This is a genomic window from Marinobacterium iners, assembly GCF_017310015.1.
GTDB classification, from domain to species: domain Bacteria; phylum Pseudomonadota; class Gammaproteobacteria; order Pseudomonadales; family Balneatricaceae; genus Marinobacterium; species Marinobacterium iners.
The window spans coordinates 2,769,155-2,784,879 of the sequence record NZ_CP022297.1 but is presented as its reverse complement, the minus strand read 5'-3'; the positions used below and the strand labels follow the sequence as shown (position 1 = coordinate 2,784,879).

Annotated in this window: 13 protein-coding genes; 8 read left to right on the top strand and 5 right to left on the bottom strand. The window is 56.1% G+C overall.

The annotated features are described in order from the left end of the window. Positions 1 to 24 precede the first annotated feature (24 nt). Genes dnaX through CFI10_RS13345 form a run of 6 tightly spaced genes read left to right on the top strand, consistent with a single transcriptional unit; the run spans position 25 to position 4,777 of the window. Positions 25 to 1,896 carry a DNA polymerase III subunit gamma/tau gene (dnaX, locus tag CFI10_RS13370; protein WP_206835205.1) on the top strand — a complete coding sequence of 624 codons (1,872 nt, stop codon included), beginning with the start codon at positions 25 to 27 and terminating at the stop codon, positions 1,894 to 1,896. A 21-nt stretch (positions 1,897 to 1,917) separates the two neighbouring features. Next, positions 1,918 to 2,244: a YbaB/EbfC family nucleoid-associated protein gene (locus CFI10_RS13365; protein WP_091824979.1), complete on the top strand. Its 327-nt coding sequence runs from the start codon at positions 1,918 to 1,920 to the stop codon at positions 2,242 to 2,244. A 2-nt stretch (positions 2,245 to 2,246) separates the two neighbouring features. Next, a complete protein-coding gene (gene recR, locus CFI10_RS13360; RefSeq protein WP_091824982.1) occupies positions 2,247 to 2,861 on the top strand; it encodes a recombination mediator RecR in 615 nt (204 codons plus the stop codon). Further along, positions 2,854 to 4,035 carry a ribonuclease D gene (rnd, locus tag CFI10_RS13355; RefSeq protein WP_206835203.1) on the top strand — a complete coding sequence of 394 codons (1,182 nt, stop codon included), beginning with the start codon at positions 2,854 to 2,856 and terminating at the stop codon, positions 4,033 to 4,035. The genes recR and rnd overlap by 8 nt, the downstream gene beginning before the upstream one ends. A 2-nt stretch (positions 4,036 to 4,037) precedes the next feature. After that, complete coding sequence (locus tag CFI10_RS13350; RefSeq protein ID WP_091824987.1) at positions 4,038 to 4,328, top strand: YcgL domain-containing protein; 291 nt, start codon at positions 4,038 to 4,040, stop codon at positions 4,326 to 4,328. A 2-nt stretch (positions 4,329 to 4,330) separates the two neighbouring features. Further along, the gene (locus tag CFI10_RS13345; protein ID WP_091824990.1) at positions 4,331 to 4,777 is read left to right on the top strand and encodes a YcgN family cysteine cluster protein; all 447 of its coding nucleotides are present in this window, start codon (positions 4,331 to 4,333) and stop codon (positions 4,775 to 4,777) included. Positions 4,778 to 4,887: 110 nt separating this feature from the next. Here CFI10_RS13345 and rpsA read toward each other — a convergent pair whose 3' ends face one another. The 3 genes from rpsA to CFI10_RS13330 all read right to left on the bottom strand — a co-directional run bounded on the left by rpsA (position 4,888) and on the right by CFI10_RS13330 (position 9,655). Further along, on the bottom strand, positions 4,888 to 6,570 hold the full coding sequence (gene rpsA / locus CFI10_RS13340; protein WP_206835201.1) for a 30S ribosomal protein S1: 1,683 nt from the start codon (positions 6,568 to 6,570) through the stop codon (positions 4,888 to 4,890). Positions 6,571 to 6,762: 192 nt separating this feature from the next. After that, positions 6,763 to 7,554: a hypothetical protein gene (locus CFI10_RS13335; protein WP_206835199.1), complete on the bottom strand. Its 792-nt coding sequence runs from the start codon at positions 7,552 to 7,554 to the stop codon at positions 6,763 to 6,765. Positions 7,555 to 7,558: 4 nt separating this feature from the next. Then, on the bottom strand, positions 7,559 to 9,655 hold the full coding sequence (locus CFI10_RS13330; protein ID WP_206835197.1) for a carboxy terminal-processing peptidase: 2,097 nt from the start codon (positions 9,653 to 9,655) through the stop codon (positions 7,559 to 7,561). A 193-nt stretch (positions 9,656 to 9,848) separates the two neighbouring features. Here CFI10_RS13330 and bamJ point away from each other — a divergent pair, with 193 nt between their 5' ends. Then, complete coding sequence (gene bamJ, locus CFI10_RS13325) at positions 9,849 to 10,373, top strand: BamJ family beta-barrel-assembly machinery protein (protein WP_206835196.1); 525 nt, start codon at positions 9,849 to 9,851, stop codon at positions 10,371 to 10,373. After that, positions 10,370 to 11,665 (top strand): M18 family aminopeptidase, encoded by a 1,296-nt coding sequence (locus CFI10_RS13320; RefSeq protein ID WP_206835194.1) that lies wholly within the window; start codon positions 10,370 to 10,372, stop codon positions 11,663 to 11,665. Before bamJ ends, CFI10_RS13320 begins: the two co-directional genes overlap by 4 nt. On the opposite strand, the gene CFI10_RS13315 is transcribed toward CFI10_RS13320, so the two are convergent. Both CFI10_RS13315 and CFI10_RS13310 read right to left on the bottom strand, forming a co-directional pair. Beyond that, on the bottom strand, positions 11,666 to 14,653 hold the full coding sequence (locus CFI10_RS13315) for an ATP-binding protein (RefSeq protein ID WP_206835189.1): 2,988 nt from the start codon (positions 14,651 to 14,653) through the stop codon (positions 11,666 to 11,668). Beyond that, positions 14,650 to 15,690, bottom strand: a complete 1,041-nt coding sequence (locus CFI10_RS13310) for a response regulator (RefSeq protein ID WP_206835187.1) — start codon at positions 15,688 to 15,690, stop codon at positions 14,650 to 14,652. Before CFI10_RS13310 ends, CFI10_RS13315 begins: the two co-directional genes overlap by 4 nt. Between the last annotated feature and the right edge of the window lie 35 nt (positions 15,691 to 15,725).

The window sequence follows — 15,725 nt, the reverse complement described above, 5'->3', positions numbered from 1 at the left end:
AACCGACCGGATGAATGAGGCAGCATGAGCTATCAGGTTCTGGCACGAAAATGGCGCCCCAGACGTTTCAAGGAAATGGTTGGCCAGGAACATGTTCTGAAAGCGCTGGTCAATGCGCTGGATGATGACCGGCTACACCATGCCTACCTGTTTACCGGTACTCGTGGGGTGGGTAAAACCTCCATCGCGCGCCTGTTTGCCAAATCGCTCAACTGCGAACAGGGCATCTCCTCCGAACCTTGCGGCGTATGCAGTGCTTGTGTCGAGATTGCCGAGGGTCGGTTCGTTGATCTGATTGAGGTGGACGCGGCCTCGCGCACCAAAGTTGAAGATACGCGCGAACTGCTCGAAAACGTGCAGTACTCACCAACACATGGTCGGTTCAAGGTGTACTTGATCGACGAGGTGCACATGCTGTCCAACAGCTCGTTCAATGCGCTGTTGAAAACGCTGGAAGAGCCGCCGCCGCATGTGAAGTTTCTGCTGGCGACTACCGATCCACAAAAGCTGCCGATGACGGTGCTGTCGCGTTGCCTCCAGTTCAATCTTAAAAACCTCACTGCCGAGCGTATTCAAAACCACCTTGGTTTTGTGCTGGGAGAAGAGGGCATTGAGTCTGAAAGTGCAGCGCTCTGGCTGCTGGCACGTTCGGCTGATGGTTCCATGCGTGATGCGCTCAGCCTGACCGATCAGGCGATTGCCTTTGGTGCCGGCAGCGTACGCGAAGCAGATGTGCGCACCATGCTGGGCACCATTGACCAACGTCTGGTGTACCGGATGCTTGAGCAGATTGCGCGGCAGCAGCCGGCACAGGTGCTGGAGGCAGTGCGTGAACTGTCAGAATTTTCGCCTGATTACCTGACGGTGCTGGGGGATATGGTCAGCCTGCTGCATCGCATTGCACTGGCGCAGGTGATGCCGGCCGCGGTGGATAATAGCCTGGGTGATCGTGAGCAGGTACTGGAACTGGCACGCCTGCTGCGCCCGGAAGAGGTTCAGCTGTATTATCAGGTTGCTCTGATGGGGCGCAAGGATATGCCTTTGGTACCTGAGCCACGAGAAGGGCTCGAAATGACGCTGCTGCGTATGCTGGCGTTCCGACCGGCCGGCAGCGAGCCGCTGCAGGGGCTCAGCCCGACTGAGGCGAAGGGAGCTGATCCTGTGTCGGAATCTGCCGCTGCCGTGGCAGCTGCGCCTGCAGCCACCGAAGCTGTTGCGCCGATGGCCGCTGCTGAGCCCAGCCAACAGTCGAACGCGCAGGCACCCGCTGAGCCGCCGTCTGCACCGATGCCAGAGGACATTCCTCCGTGGGATGACCTGCCGCCGGATCTGGCCGAGAACTCGCCAAAAAAGTCTGACCCGGCTGAGGTGGATGCCCGGCCGGAGCCTGCCTCGATAAGTACCGCACAAGCGGAACCGATGGCTCCGGTGCGGACTCCAACTCCAGAGCCACCGACTCCGATGCCTGAGGCCTTGCCCGTGCTGGCTGCCTCAGATTACGTTGCAGGCAATGGTGACTGGTGTGATCTGCTGCCGCAGCTGGGGCTTAGTGGCATGGTGGAAAGCCTGGCGCGCAATCTGTCGCTGGAGTTGGGCGACTCCAGTCGCATGTTGTTCCACTACACGCCTGAGCAGGATGCATTGCTTAACGAGGATCGCCGAGAGCGTATTCGAACCGCGATCAGAGCGGTTCGGGGCGAACAGGTTCAGATTGAGTTTACGCAGGCGGTGCAAACAGTCGAAACCCCGGCTCAGCGTATCGAGCGCCTGCGTGCCGAACGTCAGGCAGAAGCGGTGCAGGCAATTGAGGCCGACCCGTTGGTACAAACGTTGATCGAACAATTTGGCGCACGGATCGAAACCGAGTCGGTCCGCCCGCTGGACCCGGAACACTGATATTAGAAGAGGAGTCTGAACATGATGAAAGGTGGCATGGGAAACCTGATGAAACAGGCCCAGAAAATGCAGGAAGACATGCAGAAGGCGCAGGAAGAGATTGCGCGCGCTGAAGTCCAGGGTGAGTCCGGTGCCGGTCTGGTCCGCATCACCATGAACGGTCGCCATGATGTGAAGGCGGTCCAGATTGATGAGAGCCTGATGGAAGAAGAGAAAGAAATTCTTGAAGATCTGATCGCCGCGGCTGTCAACGACGCCGTACGCAAGGTTGAACAGAATACTCAGGACAAGATGTCCAAAATCACCAGTGGCATGGGTATGCCACCGGGCTTCAAAATGCCGTTCTGATCATGAGCTTCAGTCCCTTACTGCAAAACCTGATAACGTCACTGCGCGCATTGCCCGGTGTTGGGCCAAAATCGGCACAACGCATGGCACTGCATCTGCTTGAGCGTGACCGGGAGGGTGCGCGCACCTTATCCGAGTCCCTTCTGCAGGCGGCTGAAAAGGTTGGTGAATGTCAACGTTGTCGCAACCTGTCCGAAGAGACGCTATGCCCTGTCTGCGAGGATGACAGCCGTGACCATCAGCTGATTTGCGTACTGGAGTCACCGGTGGACCTGATCGCTGTAGAGCAAACGGGTGGGTTCAACGGTGTGTATTTTGTCCTTAAGGGGCATCTGTCCCCCATTGACGGGGTTGGCCCGGAAGATCTGGGGCTTGATCAGCTGTTTGAACGGGTAGAAAGCGGAGAGGTGCGTGAGCTGATACTGGCAACCAACCCCACGGTAGAAGGGGAGGCAACGGCTCACTACATTGCTGAACAGCTGCAGGACTTGAATGTGAATATCACCCGCATCGCCCATGGCGTCCCGGTCGGGGGCGAGCTTGAGTTCGTCGACGGCGGTACGCTGGCCCATGCTTTCGCCGGGCGGCGCTCCCTGAAACGGAGTCAGGATGACTGAATTGATGCAGCGTTATGACTGGCATCGGCTGCAACAGGCTGCGGCCAGCCCGATCTGGATCAACGATACCGCAACACTGATGCATTACTGCCAGCAGTGGCTGCAGTTGCCGTTGATCGCGCTTGATACCGAATTCATGCGTACCGAAACCTTCTATCCCATACCGGGCCTGATCCAGATAGCGGATGACCAGGGCTGTTATCTGATTGACCCGCTTCAGGTTGAGGACATGTCACCGCTGGCAGAAGTGCTGCGTGCGCCAGATGTGCTCAAGGTTCTGCATGCCGGTAATGAGGATATGGAGCTGTTTCGCCATAGCTACGGCGTACTGCCGCAGCCGCTCTATGATACTCAGGTGGGCGCCGCCTTTGCGGGCTGGGGGTTCAGTATGGGCCTGCAGCGCTTGGTAGCGTATGCGCTTGAGGTTGAACTGGGCAAGGGCGAGACCACCTCCGATTGGCTGCAGCGTCCACTTACGGCTGAACAGGAACATTATGCGGCACTGGATGTGGCCTATTTGCCAGTTCTGGCTCTGATGCAGCACGAGCAGCTTGAGGCGCGAGGGCGTCTGAGCTGGGTAATGGAAGAGTGCGAAAGCATTGGTGCAAGTGTAATGGCGGCTGATGAAGCAGACCCGCAAGCATACTTTCAGCGCTTCAGTCAGGTATGGCATCTGGATGATGTGCGACGTGCCTTGCTGCGTGATCTCAGTGCATGGCGGGAACAAACCTGCCGTGAGCGCGATATGTCTCGCAATCGTCTGCTGCGTAACGAAATGCTGCTGGAAATCGCTGAACGGATGCCTCAGAACGAGCAGCATCTGGATGCCATTATCAAGCGTGGTCGTATCATGCGTGAGTACGGACAGGCGATTATGGCAATAATCGCGGCCGCTCCTGAATCGGCCCGCCAAAACCCGCCGGCCGAGATCGATCGCCCGTTGCACTATGTCTGGAACAAACGGCTCAAGCAATTACGGTCAATTGGCCGTCAGGCGGCAGGCGCGAATGATCTCTTGCCTGAAATACTGTTGCGCAAGCGAGACCTTGATGCGCTCATACGCTCACGTGATGCAGAGGGGCATTATCACCTGCCACCCAGTCTTTCCGGCTGGCGCAAGCCACTGGTGGGCGATGCCCTGTTGAATCGAATCGAACAGTTTGAAACGAGTTGATGATGATAATTTTGAGTATCTTCAAGAGTCCGCGCAAGGATGAGATGTATCTTTACGTAGACAAGCGCGAGCAGTTGGAGCGTGTCCCCGAGGCTTTGCTGGAGATGTTTGGTCAGCCCGTGCACGTCATGGATATGCCGATGACGCCAAACCGCAAGCTGGCACGGGTCGAAAGCACGGCAAAGCTTCTGGATGATCTGGACAGTCGAGGGTACTACCTGCAGATGCCGCCTCAGAAGGAGGAGTATATGCTGGATCTGTTCAAGAACCGGCCCGAGACCGGGGTGCGCTGAGTATGGCGCAGGAAGTGTTCTGGCGCCGCAAGGGCCTGAAGGAGATGACCCCTCAAGAGTGGGAGTCCCTTTGTGATGGGTGTGCGTTGTGCTGTCTGCATAAGGTGGAGGATGAGGATACTCGGGAGGTCTTTTACACCACCGTCGTATGTCATCTGTTGGATCTGAACGACTGCCATTGCACAGAGTATGAAAAGCGCTGTCAGTTAGTGCCCAGCTGCATCAAGCTCAAGCCCGAGGATGTGGAGAGTTTTGACTGGCTGCCACCCAGTTGCAGTTATCGGCTGATTCATGAAGGCCAGGAGTTGCCGGACTGGCACCCGTTGCTGACGGGTGAGCGCAAGTCAGTGATTCATGCCAACTCATCGGTATTGAGCGTGTATGAAGTGCGTGATAACGAGATCAGTGATGATCAGCTGATCGACTTTGTACTGGATGAGGATTACTGAGCCGCGGGGCTTGTGGCTCAGGGCAGTGACCCGAGCTGTTTGATCTGAAAGGTACAGACAAAAAAAGGGGCGCCATGGGCGCCCCTTAGTGTTGCAACTGAAGAGGAAAATCAGTTGTTCTGGTTGGCCATCTGCTGCTTGATCAGATCACCGATAGTGGTCGGCCCCGGAACTTCAACTTCCTGGTTGCGAACTGCACTGATGGCTGCTTTCTCTTCAGCCTGATCTTTGGCGCGGATCGACAGGTTGATGACGCGGTTGCGACGGTCAACAGCTGTGATCTTGGCTTCAACAGTTTCGCCTACCTTGAGTGCCGTAGTGGCATCGTCGATGCGCTCAGCAGCGATCTCGGATACTTTCAGAGTGCCTTCGATGCCTTCAGCCAGCTCGATAACAGCAGCTTTCGGCTCAACGCTCTTCACGGTACCGGTTACGATGGTTCCCTTGTCGTTAGCGGCCAGGTATTCAGCGAACGGATCGCTTTCCAGCTGCTTGATGCCCAGAGAGATGCGCTCTTTCTCGGCGTCGATAGACAGGATGACGGCTTCAACTTCGTCACCTTTCTTGAACTGACGCAGTGCAGTTTCAGGATCGGCTTCCCAAGAGATGTCGGACATGTGAACCAGACCGTCAAGATCGTTATCCAGACCTACGAAGATACCGAAGTCAGTGATGGTCTTGATGGTGCCGCTGACCTTGTCGCCGGCAGCGTGCTGCTCGGAGAAGGAGATCCACGGGTTGATGGTGCACTGCTTGATACCCAGGGAGATACGACGACGCTCTTCGTCAACGTCCAGGATCATCACTTCCACTTCGTCGCCGATGTTAACGATCTTGGACGGGTGGATGTTTTTGTTGGTCCAGGACATTTCAGATACGTGTACCAGGCCTTCAACACCATCTTCGATGGAGGCGAAGCAGCCGTAGTCGGTCAGGTTGGTGACGCGTGCAGCAACCTTGGTACCGGCCGGGTAACGATCCTTGATGTCATCCCACGGATCTTCGCTCAGCTGTTTCAGGCCGAGGGAGATACGGTTGGTTTCCTTGTCGAACTTGATGATCTTGACAGAGATCTCATCGCCCGGGTTCAGCATTTCGCTCGGGTGAGAGATGCGCTTCCACGCCATGTCAGTGATGTGCAGCAGGCCGTCAACACCACCCAGATCGATGAACGCACCGTAGTTGGTGAGGTTCTTGACGTAACCCTTGGCGATCTGACCCTCTTCCAGGGTGGCCAGAAGCTCTTCGCGCTGAGCGCTGTTGGCTTCCTGCAGAACGGCACGACGAGAAACAACGATGTTGTTGCGCTTCGGATCCAGCTTGATCAGTTTGAAGTCAAGCTCTTTGCCTTCCAGGTGGTCAACATCACGCACCGGACGAACATCAACCAGGGAGCCCGGCAGGAAGCCCTGAATGTTGTTGATGCTGACAGTGAAGCCGCCCTTGACCTTGCCGGAGATGTAGCCTTTAACAGTCTCTTCTGCGTCGAATTTCTTCTGCAGAACTTCCCAGGCTTCAGCGCGCTTGGCTTTTTCACGGGACAGGCGGGTTTCACCGAAGCCGTCTTCAACCGCTTCCAGTGCAACCTTGACGGAATCACCAACCTGAATTTCCAGCTCGTTGTTGTCGTTCAGGAACTGTGAACGGGGGATAACGGCTTCGGATTTCAGACCAGCGTTGACTGTAACCCAGTCGCTGTCGATGTCGACAACTTCACCCATAACGAGGGTGCCGGGGGTCATGGCAATGTCTTGCAGGGATTCTTCAAACAGATCAGCAAAGCTTTCGCTCATGAAAGTATCCTATATTGTCGCTGCCGGTTAGGTGTGTGGCAGCTTTCCAGCCTGTATGCCAGCTATACAGGGTCGGTTAGCGATAACCATCTCGGCGGACACTGGGCTGGCGATGTGTCCGCGAAATGGGAAAATATAAAGTTGCAAAATTATACAGAGGGTGGCTGGCTTTTGCCAGTGGCTGCCCAGTATTTATCCGGCAATGATCTCGGGAAGTGAAGCTTCAAGCTGTTCGCGCAGAGGCTTTTGGCAGGTGGGAAGCAGTTTGGCCAGGTCTTCGTCCAGGGCTGTTGGCAGTGTGGTGTCGTCGGGTTGGTTGAACCAGTCGATCAGCAGGCGTTCTTCAGCGCGGCTGTTCGCGGCAAGTTCTGTGGCGCTTCCAACGCAGAAGGCAAAAGCGGGCAGGTGCTCGCTGACAATTTTGCCGCGCTGAGGCTGCTCCAGCATCAGGCGGTTGGTGCTGACAAAACGCCGGTACTCCTGCATGCCGGCGGCGGCCATGATCTCAAGACGAACATTGCTGAACTGATCGGCTTCGGGCATCCGCGCCAGAATGGCCTTGAGCTGAGTCTTGGTTCGGGCCAGTTCATCTTCGAAGGTTTCGGGAGCAAAGTGCTGGTTCAGGCGTTTGTATTCCTGCAACTCAGTGATCTGCTGTTTCAGCGCATCAATTTCGCTTTTGAGAGTATCCTGCTCGGCCAGCAGGTTCTCCTTATCCTGCATAAGGCCGCGGATCACGCGCTCTGTGGGGGTGAGTTTTTTCTCGGTAAAGGTGGCCGGAAGCTGCTGGGCGCCCAGAGCGCCTGTGCTTTCAGTGTACGTGTTGCTGGGGACCATTTCGTAGCCAAACTTTTCCAGGTCCGCCAAATTCACTTCATGCTGGGACTGCATTTTCTGGTAGGCAAAGTAGCTTGCGACCGCGGCGATTGCCAGCAACATTGGCACCAGTACCAACAGCAGAATACTCACCTTGCCCAGCTTCATGCGTTTACTCCATCGCCTTTCGGTTCGATATGTGGTCCGGCAGGGCGGCTGTGTGGCTTAGAGTCAGGTCAATCAAGTCGAGCAGAACTTCACCGCTCTCGGCCAGAATCGCTTCTGACTCGGGATTGATTGGGCGTCCCTGCTCATCTTTGGGCAGCGTATCATCAACTTCGGCCAGGGTCTTCACAGGCGGCAGCCCAAGGCCGGCGCGACGTTCGTTCTCAACGCTCAGCAGCCAGTTCTCGTTGGTCTCTCGCTCCTGTTGCAGCGTGTCTTGGTTGAGTGTGATATGGGTGATTTTCTTCTGTTTTTCCAGGTGCTCTACCTGTTTGCGCATGAAGATAAAATCCGGATCGGCTTCGGTACGGGCCTGATGTCTTTCCAACAGTTGCTGCATAAAGGGTGACAGGCTGGGGAAGCGACCATGTCGAACCGGGCGTACCTGGTCCCAGGGCAGCGCCTTGTCCAGTGCGCTTTCTCCAATGTCTTCAACCGTGTACAGAGAAGGGAGGTGAATATCAGGCTCTACTCCGCGGTGCTGGGTACTGTCGCCGGAGATGCGGTAAAACTTGGCGTGGGTCAGTTTTACCTGGCCGTGTTCGATCGGCTGCAGGGTCTGGACGGTACCCTTGCCAAAGGTGCGGTTGCCAATGAGAATGCCTCGGTTGTAATCCTGTATGGCGCCGGCGAAAATTTCGGAGGCAGAAGCACTCAGGCGGTTGACGATAACGGCCATGGGACCATCCCAGGCTACCTTCGGATCGAAGTCACCCAAAATGTCAACGCGACCGGAGGCATCGCGAATCTGAACGGTGGGGCCGCGCTGGATGAAAAGACCTACCAGCTCGTTGGCTTCACGCAGCGAGCCGCCGCCGTTGTTGCGAAGATCGACTATCAGGCCGTCAATCTTTTCTTCACGCAGCTCATGGATAAGCTTTTCCACGTCACGTGTGGTGCTTTTGTAGTCGGGATCACCCTTCTGCAGGGCTTCAAAGTCGATGTAAAATGTCGGTATTTCGATGACGCCGAGCTTGAACTCCTTGCCGTCACGGTTAAGCTCCAGTACTCGCTTGCGGGCAGCCTGCTCTTCGAGTTTTACCTTGTTGCGTTCGATCCTTATGACTTTGCGGGCTTGACGATCGACTGCATCGGCGGGGATCACCTCCAGGCGCACCAATGTGCCCTTGGGACCGCGAATCTTGCTGACAACATCATCCAGGCGCATACCCACCACATCTTCAATGGCACCGTCTTCACCCTGTCCGACACCCACGATGATGTCAGCGGGCTTCAGCTGGCCGGTTTTGTCAGCGGGACCGGCCGGTACCAGTCGTACGACCTTGGTCTGGTCGTTTTCCGACTGCAATACAGCACCGATACCTTCCAGAGAAAGACTCATGTTGATCTGGAAGTTCTCGGACCCTTGCGGGGAAAAGTACTGGGTGTGGGGGTCAAATTCATGCGTCAGGGCATTGACGAAACTTTCAAATACATCGTCACTTTTGGCCTGGTCGGTGCGCTGTTTCTGGTTCTGGTAGCGTCGCAGCAGAACTTCCTGTGCTTCTTCGGTGGTTTTATCGGCCAGCTTCAGGCTCAGCAATGAGCTTTTCAACTGCTTGCGCCAGAGCTGCTGCAGTTCTGCATCGGTTTTGATCCACTCTGCCTCTGAGCGATCACCTTCCAGCACGTCGTCACGGTTGAAATCCCAGGTGTTGCTTTCGTCTTCCAGGGTGCTGATCATGTAATTCAACCGCTGCAAACGTCGCTCTTGATAACGGTTGAAAATCTCGAATGCAGCTTCAGTCTCGCCCTGCAGAATTTGATCATCGAGCAGGTGGCGCCACTGCTCAAACTGTTGAATGTCACTGGCCAGGAAGTGACTGCGTTCAGGGTCAAGAGTCGCCAAATACTGATCCAGTACGGCTTCAGACAGCTGGTCGTCAATATCGATCCGGTTGTAGTGCCCCTGCTGCAGCGATGTCACGACATCCAGCATCGTTTGAGTATGGATGGGCTCGGGGGCAAGATTGGCTTGTGCAGGGGCGATGCCCAGCGTGAGTGTCAGTGCCGTGACGAGTGTCAGAAAATGAGGCTTGAGCATGAGAGGCGGATCTCCGGATCATGTGGCTGGAGCTGAGCTCCACCGCTGAAAAACACCTGAATCAGGCGGTGGCTCCTTCTGTGACAGGCACTCTGGGCTCCGAGTTCCGTCAGCTACAGCTTTGTGAGTGTAGTCATGGAGCTGGGTAATGTAAAATCATTGCTTTACACCTGTATGTACGGAGAGTGTGAGGATGCAGATCTGGAAATCTCTGGTCGTGACGTTGGCGTTTGCCGGCCTGCTGGCCGGGTGCGGTGAAGACCCGGAAAAAGAACGCTTTCGTCAGGAGCTGATCGACAAGGCGCTGAACGATGAAACCCGCAAGGCCGGTAATGAATTTCTGGCCAGCAATCGCGAGCGCGAAACGGTCAGCGTCACCGATTCTGGGCTGCAGATCGAACATCTGCGCAAGGGTAACGGGGCCAGCCCTACCGCACGTGATACGGTGGTGGTTCACTATGAGGGTACGCGAGTGGACGGGGGGGTATTCGACAGCTCCTACGCGCGGGAAAAACCGGCTACCTTCCCACTGAATCAGGTGATCCGAGGCTGGCGTGAAGGACTTATGCTGATGCAGGAAGGCGGTGAAGCGATGATCTATCTGCCCCCCGAGCTGGCATACGGTGCTACCAGCCCATCCCCGGATATTCCGGCCAACTCTACGCTGATTTTTCGGGTGGAACTGATAGAGGTGATCAAGGCTGAGGGCGCGCAATGAAACAGCAAACTGAATTCAATCAGGACCTGATCCGCTTTCTGGATCAGGCAACCACACCCTTTCATGCTGTGGAACAGATGGTGCAGCGCCTGCTCAAGGCCGGTTTTCGTGAAATGAGCGAAGCTGAGCGCTGGCGTCCGGAGTCGGGAGAGGGTTACTTTATCCGTCGCAATGGATCTTCAATCATCGCCTGGCGTCATCCTGAGCAGGAGGCCGCCGTTAATCAGGGGTGGCGTCTTGTTGGGGCGCATACCGACTCCCCCTGTTTGAAGGTCAAGCCGAATCCGGAGCTGCACCGCAAGGGCTACTTCCAGCTTGGCGTTGAAGTCTATGGCGGGGTTTTGCTCAACCCCTGGTTTGACCGCGATCTGTCACTGGCGGGGCGTGTGACCTATCGCAGTGAAGATGGTGATGTCTGCAGCACGCTTCTGGATCTGCGCCGCCCGATCGCGGTGGTGCCGAGCCTTGCCATTCATCTTGATCGAGAAGCCAATTCCAGCCGCACCATCAATGCGCAGACCTTCCTGCCGGTGCTGATGGGGCAAACAGATGAGAAGCCGGATTTTCGTCAGCTGCTGGCTGATTGGTTGATGCGCGAAGGTACGGGGAATCTGGCTCAGGTGCTGGACTATGAGTTGTGCCTCTATGATACCCAGGGCGCTGCGCTGATTGGGCTTGAGCAGGAATTTCTGACCTCTGCGCGACTGGATAATCTGCTCAGTTGTTACATTGGTCTGCAGGCCCTGCTGGATACCCCGGCTGCAGGTGCGGGGCAGGTGTTGGTCTGCAATGATCATGAAGAGGTTGGCAGTCTTAGTGCATGTGGTGCGCAGGGGCCGATGCTGGCGCAGTGGTTGGAGCGCCTTATGCCGGATGTGGACAACCGCAATCGCGCACTGGCCCGGTCCATGTTGATATCAGCCGATAATGCTCATGGTGTGCATCCCAACTTTGCCGATCGGCACGATGATAACCACGGCCCGCTGCTCAATCGTGGGCCGGTTATCAAGATCAATGCCAACCAGCGCTACGCGACCAACAGCGAAACCAGTTCAATCTTCCGGCACCTGGCGGCTCAGGCAGGGGTGCCGGTGCAGAGTTTTGTGGTGCGCTCCGATATGGCTTGCGGCAGTACCATCGGGCCAATCACGGCCGGAGAGCTGGGCGTGCGCACGCTGGATGTCGGCGTGCCTCAGTTTGCCATGCACTCGATCCGTGAACTGGCGGGAAGTGCGGATGCACACGGGCTATACCGTGTGCTGCAGCGTTTCATGTCGGAACCGCGGTTATAATCAGAGCAGAGTGTTGGCTTCACTGAAGCTGTTCAGCTGCTCCAGCAGGTCTGGGAGCTGTTTCATGACGTCCGTCATGGCTTTGCTGGCGCCTGGCTTGTTCTCGCTGCGGCAGGCAGTTTCGATCTGCTGCAGCTGCGCGGCCAGGAGATTACAGCCGATGGTGCGAGCACTACCCTTAATTCGGTGTGAGGCTGAGCGTGCCGCTTCCAGGTCGTCCGCATCCAGCGCCTGCTGCAGAATCTGCAGCTCGGCACGCAACGTGTTGGCAAACTCACGTACCAGTAAGGCGGCTGACTCTGCATCACCAACCTGCTCAACCAGGTTGTCACTGTCGAACGTCTCAGGCTCCTCCGGTTCTGGTCTATTGGCTGTTGCGGTGTCTGTATGGGTCGCCATAGTGCGTGCGATCACCTGTTGCAAGTCTGCAAGGCGAACCGGCTTGGCCAGATAGTCATTCATGCCGGCCGCCAGGCATTTCTCTCGATCACCAGCCAGTGCATCGGCGGTGACCGCAATAATCGGAATGTTCCGTTCCGGGCCGGGCAGGTCTCGGATGCTGCGAGTGGCTTCATAACCATCCATGTTAGGCATGTGCAAATCCATCAGAATCAGGTCGAAATGGGCATCTGACTGCATTGCCTGAATCACCTCAAGCCCATCACTGCACAGCTGCCAGGTCGCACCGGCACGCTGCATCAGAATCTCCATCATTTTCTGGTTGATCGGGTGGTCTTCCGCGATCAGGATCGACAGCCCGTCTGTTATTGGCTCTGCAGTGTGCTCCGGTTCCTCGAAGGCGGTATCGCTTGTGGCTGTTGCTGTTTCCGGCTGAACAATTCGACTCAGAGTATCCACCAGTTGCAGCGGTGACAGCGGTGGTTGCAACTGGGCTGTGACGGGGATAAAGGCCTGGGCCAGGTCGCGTTGTGACAGGCCGATCAATTCACCGTTGCCGCCTCGCTGCTGAATCCACCCACGCAAGCTCTCGGGAGCCAGTTTGAAGCGGCGGTCATCCACCAGCAACATGGAGTACTGGCCTGCCTGGGGCTCCTCTTCAAGAGGGCGAAAATGGCAGTCGAACTGCTCGAAGTGTGGGCTCAGCAGGCTGTACAGGTATTCAAACAGCTGATGAGAGTTGGTAACACACAGCAGCTGTTGCTGAGACAATGGATTGAGTTCTGCCAGCCGCGTGTGCAATGTGGCAGTGTTGGCTGGCTGCAGCGGCAGCTCCACAATGAAGCGTGAGCCTGTGCCCGGCGAGCTTTTTACATCGATACGTCCCTGCATCGCATTGACGAGATTGCGGGTGATCGCAAGTCCCAGCCCGGTGCCTTGATAATGGCGGGTAATGGAGTGGTCAATCTGACGGAAGGCTTCAAAGATGATTGTCAGGTCGCGGTTGTCGATACCGATGCCGGTATCCTCAATACTGATTAACAGGTGTACTTCGCCGGTTGCTTCGACAGTACGTTGACTGACGGTGAGTATGACATGGCCCGCCTCGGTAAATTTGACTGCGTTGCTGACCAGATTGTTGAGAATCTGGCGCATACGTATTGGATCACCGATGATGCTCAAGGGAACGTCGGGTGCATAGTTCAGGTATAGATCAAGACCTTTTGCCGCAGCGTTGACGGATGTGGCGGTCAACACTGAGTGAATCGATTCGCACAGGTTGAATGGCTCCTGCACCAGGGTAAGCATGCCTGCCTCGATTTTGGAAAAGTCGAGTACATCATTGATCAGTCGCAGCAAGGTGTCGGCGGCAATGGATGCTGATTGCACATAGCCGGTTTGGCGGTCATCCAGCTCGGTTGCTTCCAGCGAGTCCAGCATGCCGACGACAGCATTGAGCGGAGTGCGAATTTCATGGCTCATGGTAGCGAGAAAATCGCTTTTGAGACGGTTGGCATGCTCCGCTTCATCACGGGCCTGCAGCATGCGTCGCTCCGATTCTCGCTGGGCGCGTTCAATGCGGAAGGCGTACATGATGCCGGTAATGGCATCTGTCAGAGGGCGGAGCCATTCCACCAGCTCCTGATCGTAGGCGTCTGCCCGGTTTGCCAGGCCATACATGCCCAGCACTTCACCGCGAAACTTGAGCGGAATGCCCACAAAAGAGTCCAGGTCCGGGTGTCCGGCCGGGCAGGAGCCTGCGCGATGGACCGGATCGTGGTGGTTGGAAATGACCACTTCGCCGGTTAACAAGGTACGCCCGAACAGGTTGTCGAGGTTGTGAAAATCGATGCCCTTCTCGATATTATCTACATACAGGTTATGGGAGGACTGGTCCCAGGCCAGGTTGGTGATGGCGTAACAGCGCATGAATGGCTTTCCATCCTGCTCCATACGCTCGCTGATAAAGCCCATGGGGGAGCCGGTCAGCTCCTTGAGTGTTTCCAGTAGCTCGCCAAAGCGTCGTTTGGGGTCTTTGTACAGCAGGAAATTGTTGTTAACCCGCGAGACTGCTGCCAGAACCAGGTGGTTGCGTGCTTCCTGTGCCTGTTGTTGCAAACGGTCGGATACGTCACGAAAAATGAGTACCCCTGTCGGCGAGTGTTGCTTGTGGCGGCGCTCGGTTCGAATGGGTGACAGGGTGCCTTCAAGCAAAATCAGGCGACCGTTACCGTGGCGGCATTTGAGTTCGTTGAATTGATGGTTCTGATGGCCTTGCAGTGCCTCAATGGAGACCGAATCAGCTGCCTCAAGCAACTCGGTCAGGGATTTGCCGGCCAATGTCTCGCTGTCTTGGCCCAGCAGTGTTGCTCCGCTTTGATTGATGCACAGTATTTGGCCATGACGCAGGAGAACAATGCCCTCTGCAGTATTATCAAAAACCAGCCCCATGTGTTCGCTGTGGATGTCACGCTCGCGCCGCAATACATGATAAAGCCGAAACAGCAGCGCCGAGGACAGCATGAACATCAGTGCTGCCAGGCTGGCGATCAGCAACATCAGTTGCCCGTCTTGCCCGTGGTCTGTCATCCGTGTGTTCCTTGTGTTGTCAGATAGCGAGCATACTGCTGGTCCTTGCCAGCAATGTGGCGGTACCAGGCTTGCAGCAATTGCTGGTGCGCCAACAGGGCCTTGGGTTTCTTGTTCTGGCGAATCTTGTTGGCCAGCATCTGCGTGCGCTGCAGGATCATGCCATGTTCGGCCTGGTGTGCTGAGAGATGGCTGAAGTGATGCTCGCGCTGATGTTGATACTCTTGTCCGAACATCTCAGCACTGATCTGTTCCAGGCTATTGGTAATCTGTGCCGCTGTATCGTCGCTGCCGAAACTGATTTCGCGGCGTATGGCATCCAACTGGTGCAGGATGTCAGTCAACTGCTGCTGTTTCTGTTGCAGAAAGGGGTCTTTGCTGTTGCTCGGTACCAGTTCCGTGAGGGCCTGTCTGAACCTGTCGGCATCATTTTCTTCTGGTGGCGTCTGTGTCTGTGAAGGGCCTGGGTTTGGAGTGGTCGATACTGTTGGTTCGGGTGTAGAAGGTTCGTGTGCAGGCGTATGAGTGGAGTCGGCGGATTGCCGTGGATACAGACTACCATCGGCAGGCTTGTTGACGCCGACTGCCGTATTCACGCCTGTCGGGATTGAGCGGTATACGGCGGTATCAGCAAGGGTGATTTTCCGGCGTCGGGCGGCATCAATCTTGTCACTGAGCAGCGCTACGCTGAGTGGTTTGCTGACGAAGCCGTTACAGTCCAGCCCTACCGCGTTCATCACGTTGTTGCGATAGTTGTAATCGGTAAACATCAAAACGCAGAGGTCGCGCGGTACCTTGGGAATATCACCGCAACGAATTGTCTGCAAAAGCTCAAGGCCATTCCCGGGTTGCATGTCGATATCCGTGAGAACCATATCGATGCAGGGCTCACGGGTCAGAATCTCGATCGCTTCGCGACCGCTCAGGGCTGAGTAAACCTGCTCACAACCCAAGTGCTCAAGCACCTTACGGCAGAATTCGTCGATGATGGGCTGGTCGTCAACGACCAGCACCTTGAGCGAAGAGAGAGCCTTCATGTCTGTCTCTTGAGCAGATTATCTTCATGTTCAGA

Excerpts from the sequence above, each read along its gene's own strand:
- dnaX (WP_206835205.1), top strand. The coding sequence starts at position 25 with ATGAGCTATCAGGTTCTGGCACGAAAATGGCGCCCCAGACGTTTCAAG.
- CFI10_RS13365 (WP_091824979.1), top strand. The coding sequence starts at position 1,918 with ATGATGAAAGGTGGCATGGGAAACCTGATGAAACAGGCCCAGAAAATG.
- recR (WP_091824982.1), top strand. The coding sequence starts at position 2,247 with ATGAGCTTCAGTCCCTTACTGCAAAACCTGATAACGTCACTGCGCGCA.
- rnd (WP_206835203.1), top strand. The coding sequence starts at position 2,854 with ATGACTGAATTGATGCAGCGTTATGACTGGCATCGGCTGCAACAGGCT.
- CFI10_RS13350 (WP_091824987.1), top strand. The coding sequence starts at position 4,038 with ATGATAATTTTGAGTATCTTCAAGAGTCCGCGCAAGGATGAGATGTAT.
- CFI10_RS13345 (WP_091824990.1), top strand. The coding sequence starts at position 4,331 with ATGGCGCAGGAAGTGTTCTGGCGCCGCAAGGGCCTGAAGGAGATGACC.
- rpsA (WP_206835201.1), bottom strand. The coding sequence starts at position 6,570 with ATGAGCGAAAGCTTTGCTGATCTGTTTGAAGAATCCCTGCAAGACATT.
- CFI10_RS13335 (WP_206835199.1), bottom strand. The coding sequence starts at position 7,554 with ATGAAGCTGGGCAAGGTGAGTATTCTGCTGTTGGTACTGGTGCCAATG.
- CFI10_RS13330 (WP_206835197.1), bottom strand. The coding sequence starts at position 9,655 with ATGCTCAAGCCTCATTTTCTGACACTCGTCACGGCACTGACACTCACG.
- bamJ (WP_206835196.1), top strand. The coding sequence starts at position 9,849 with ATGCAGATCTGGAAATCTCTGGTCGTGACGTTGGCGTTTGCCGGCCTG.
- CFI10_RS13320 (WP_206835194.1), top strand. The coding sequence starts at position 10,370 with ATGAAACAGCAAACTGAATTCAATCAGGACCTGATCCGCTTTCTGGAT.
- CFI10_RS13315 (WP_206835189.1), bottom strand. The coding sequence starts at position 14,653 with ATGACAGACCACGGGCAAGACGGGCAACTGATGTTGCTGATCGCCAGC.
- CFI10_RS13310 (WP_206835187.1), bottom strand. The coding sequence starts at position 15,690 with ATGAAGGCTCTCTCTTCGCTCAAGGTGCTGGTCGTTGACGACCAGCCC.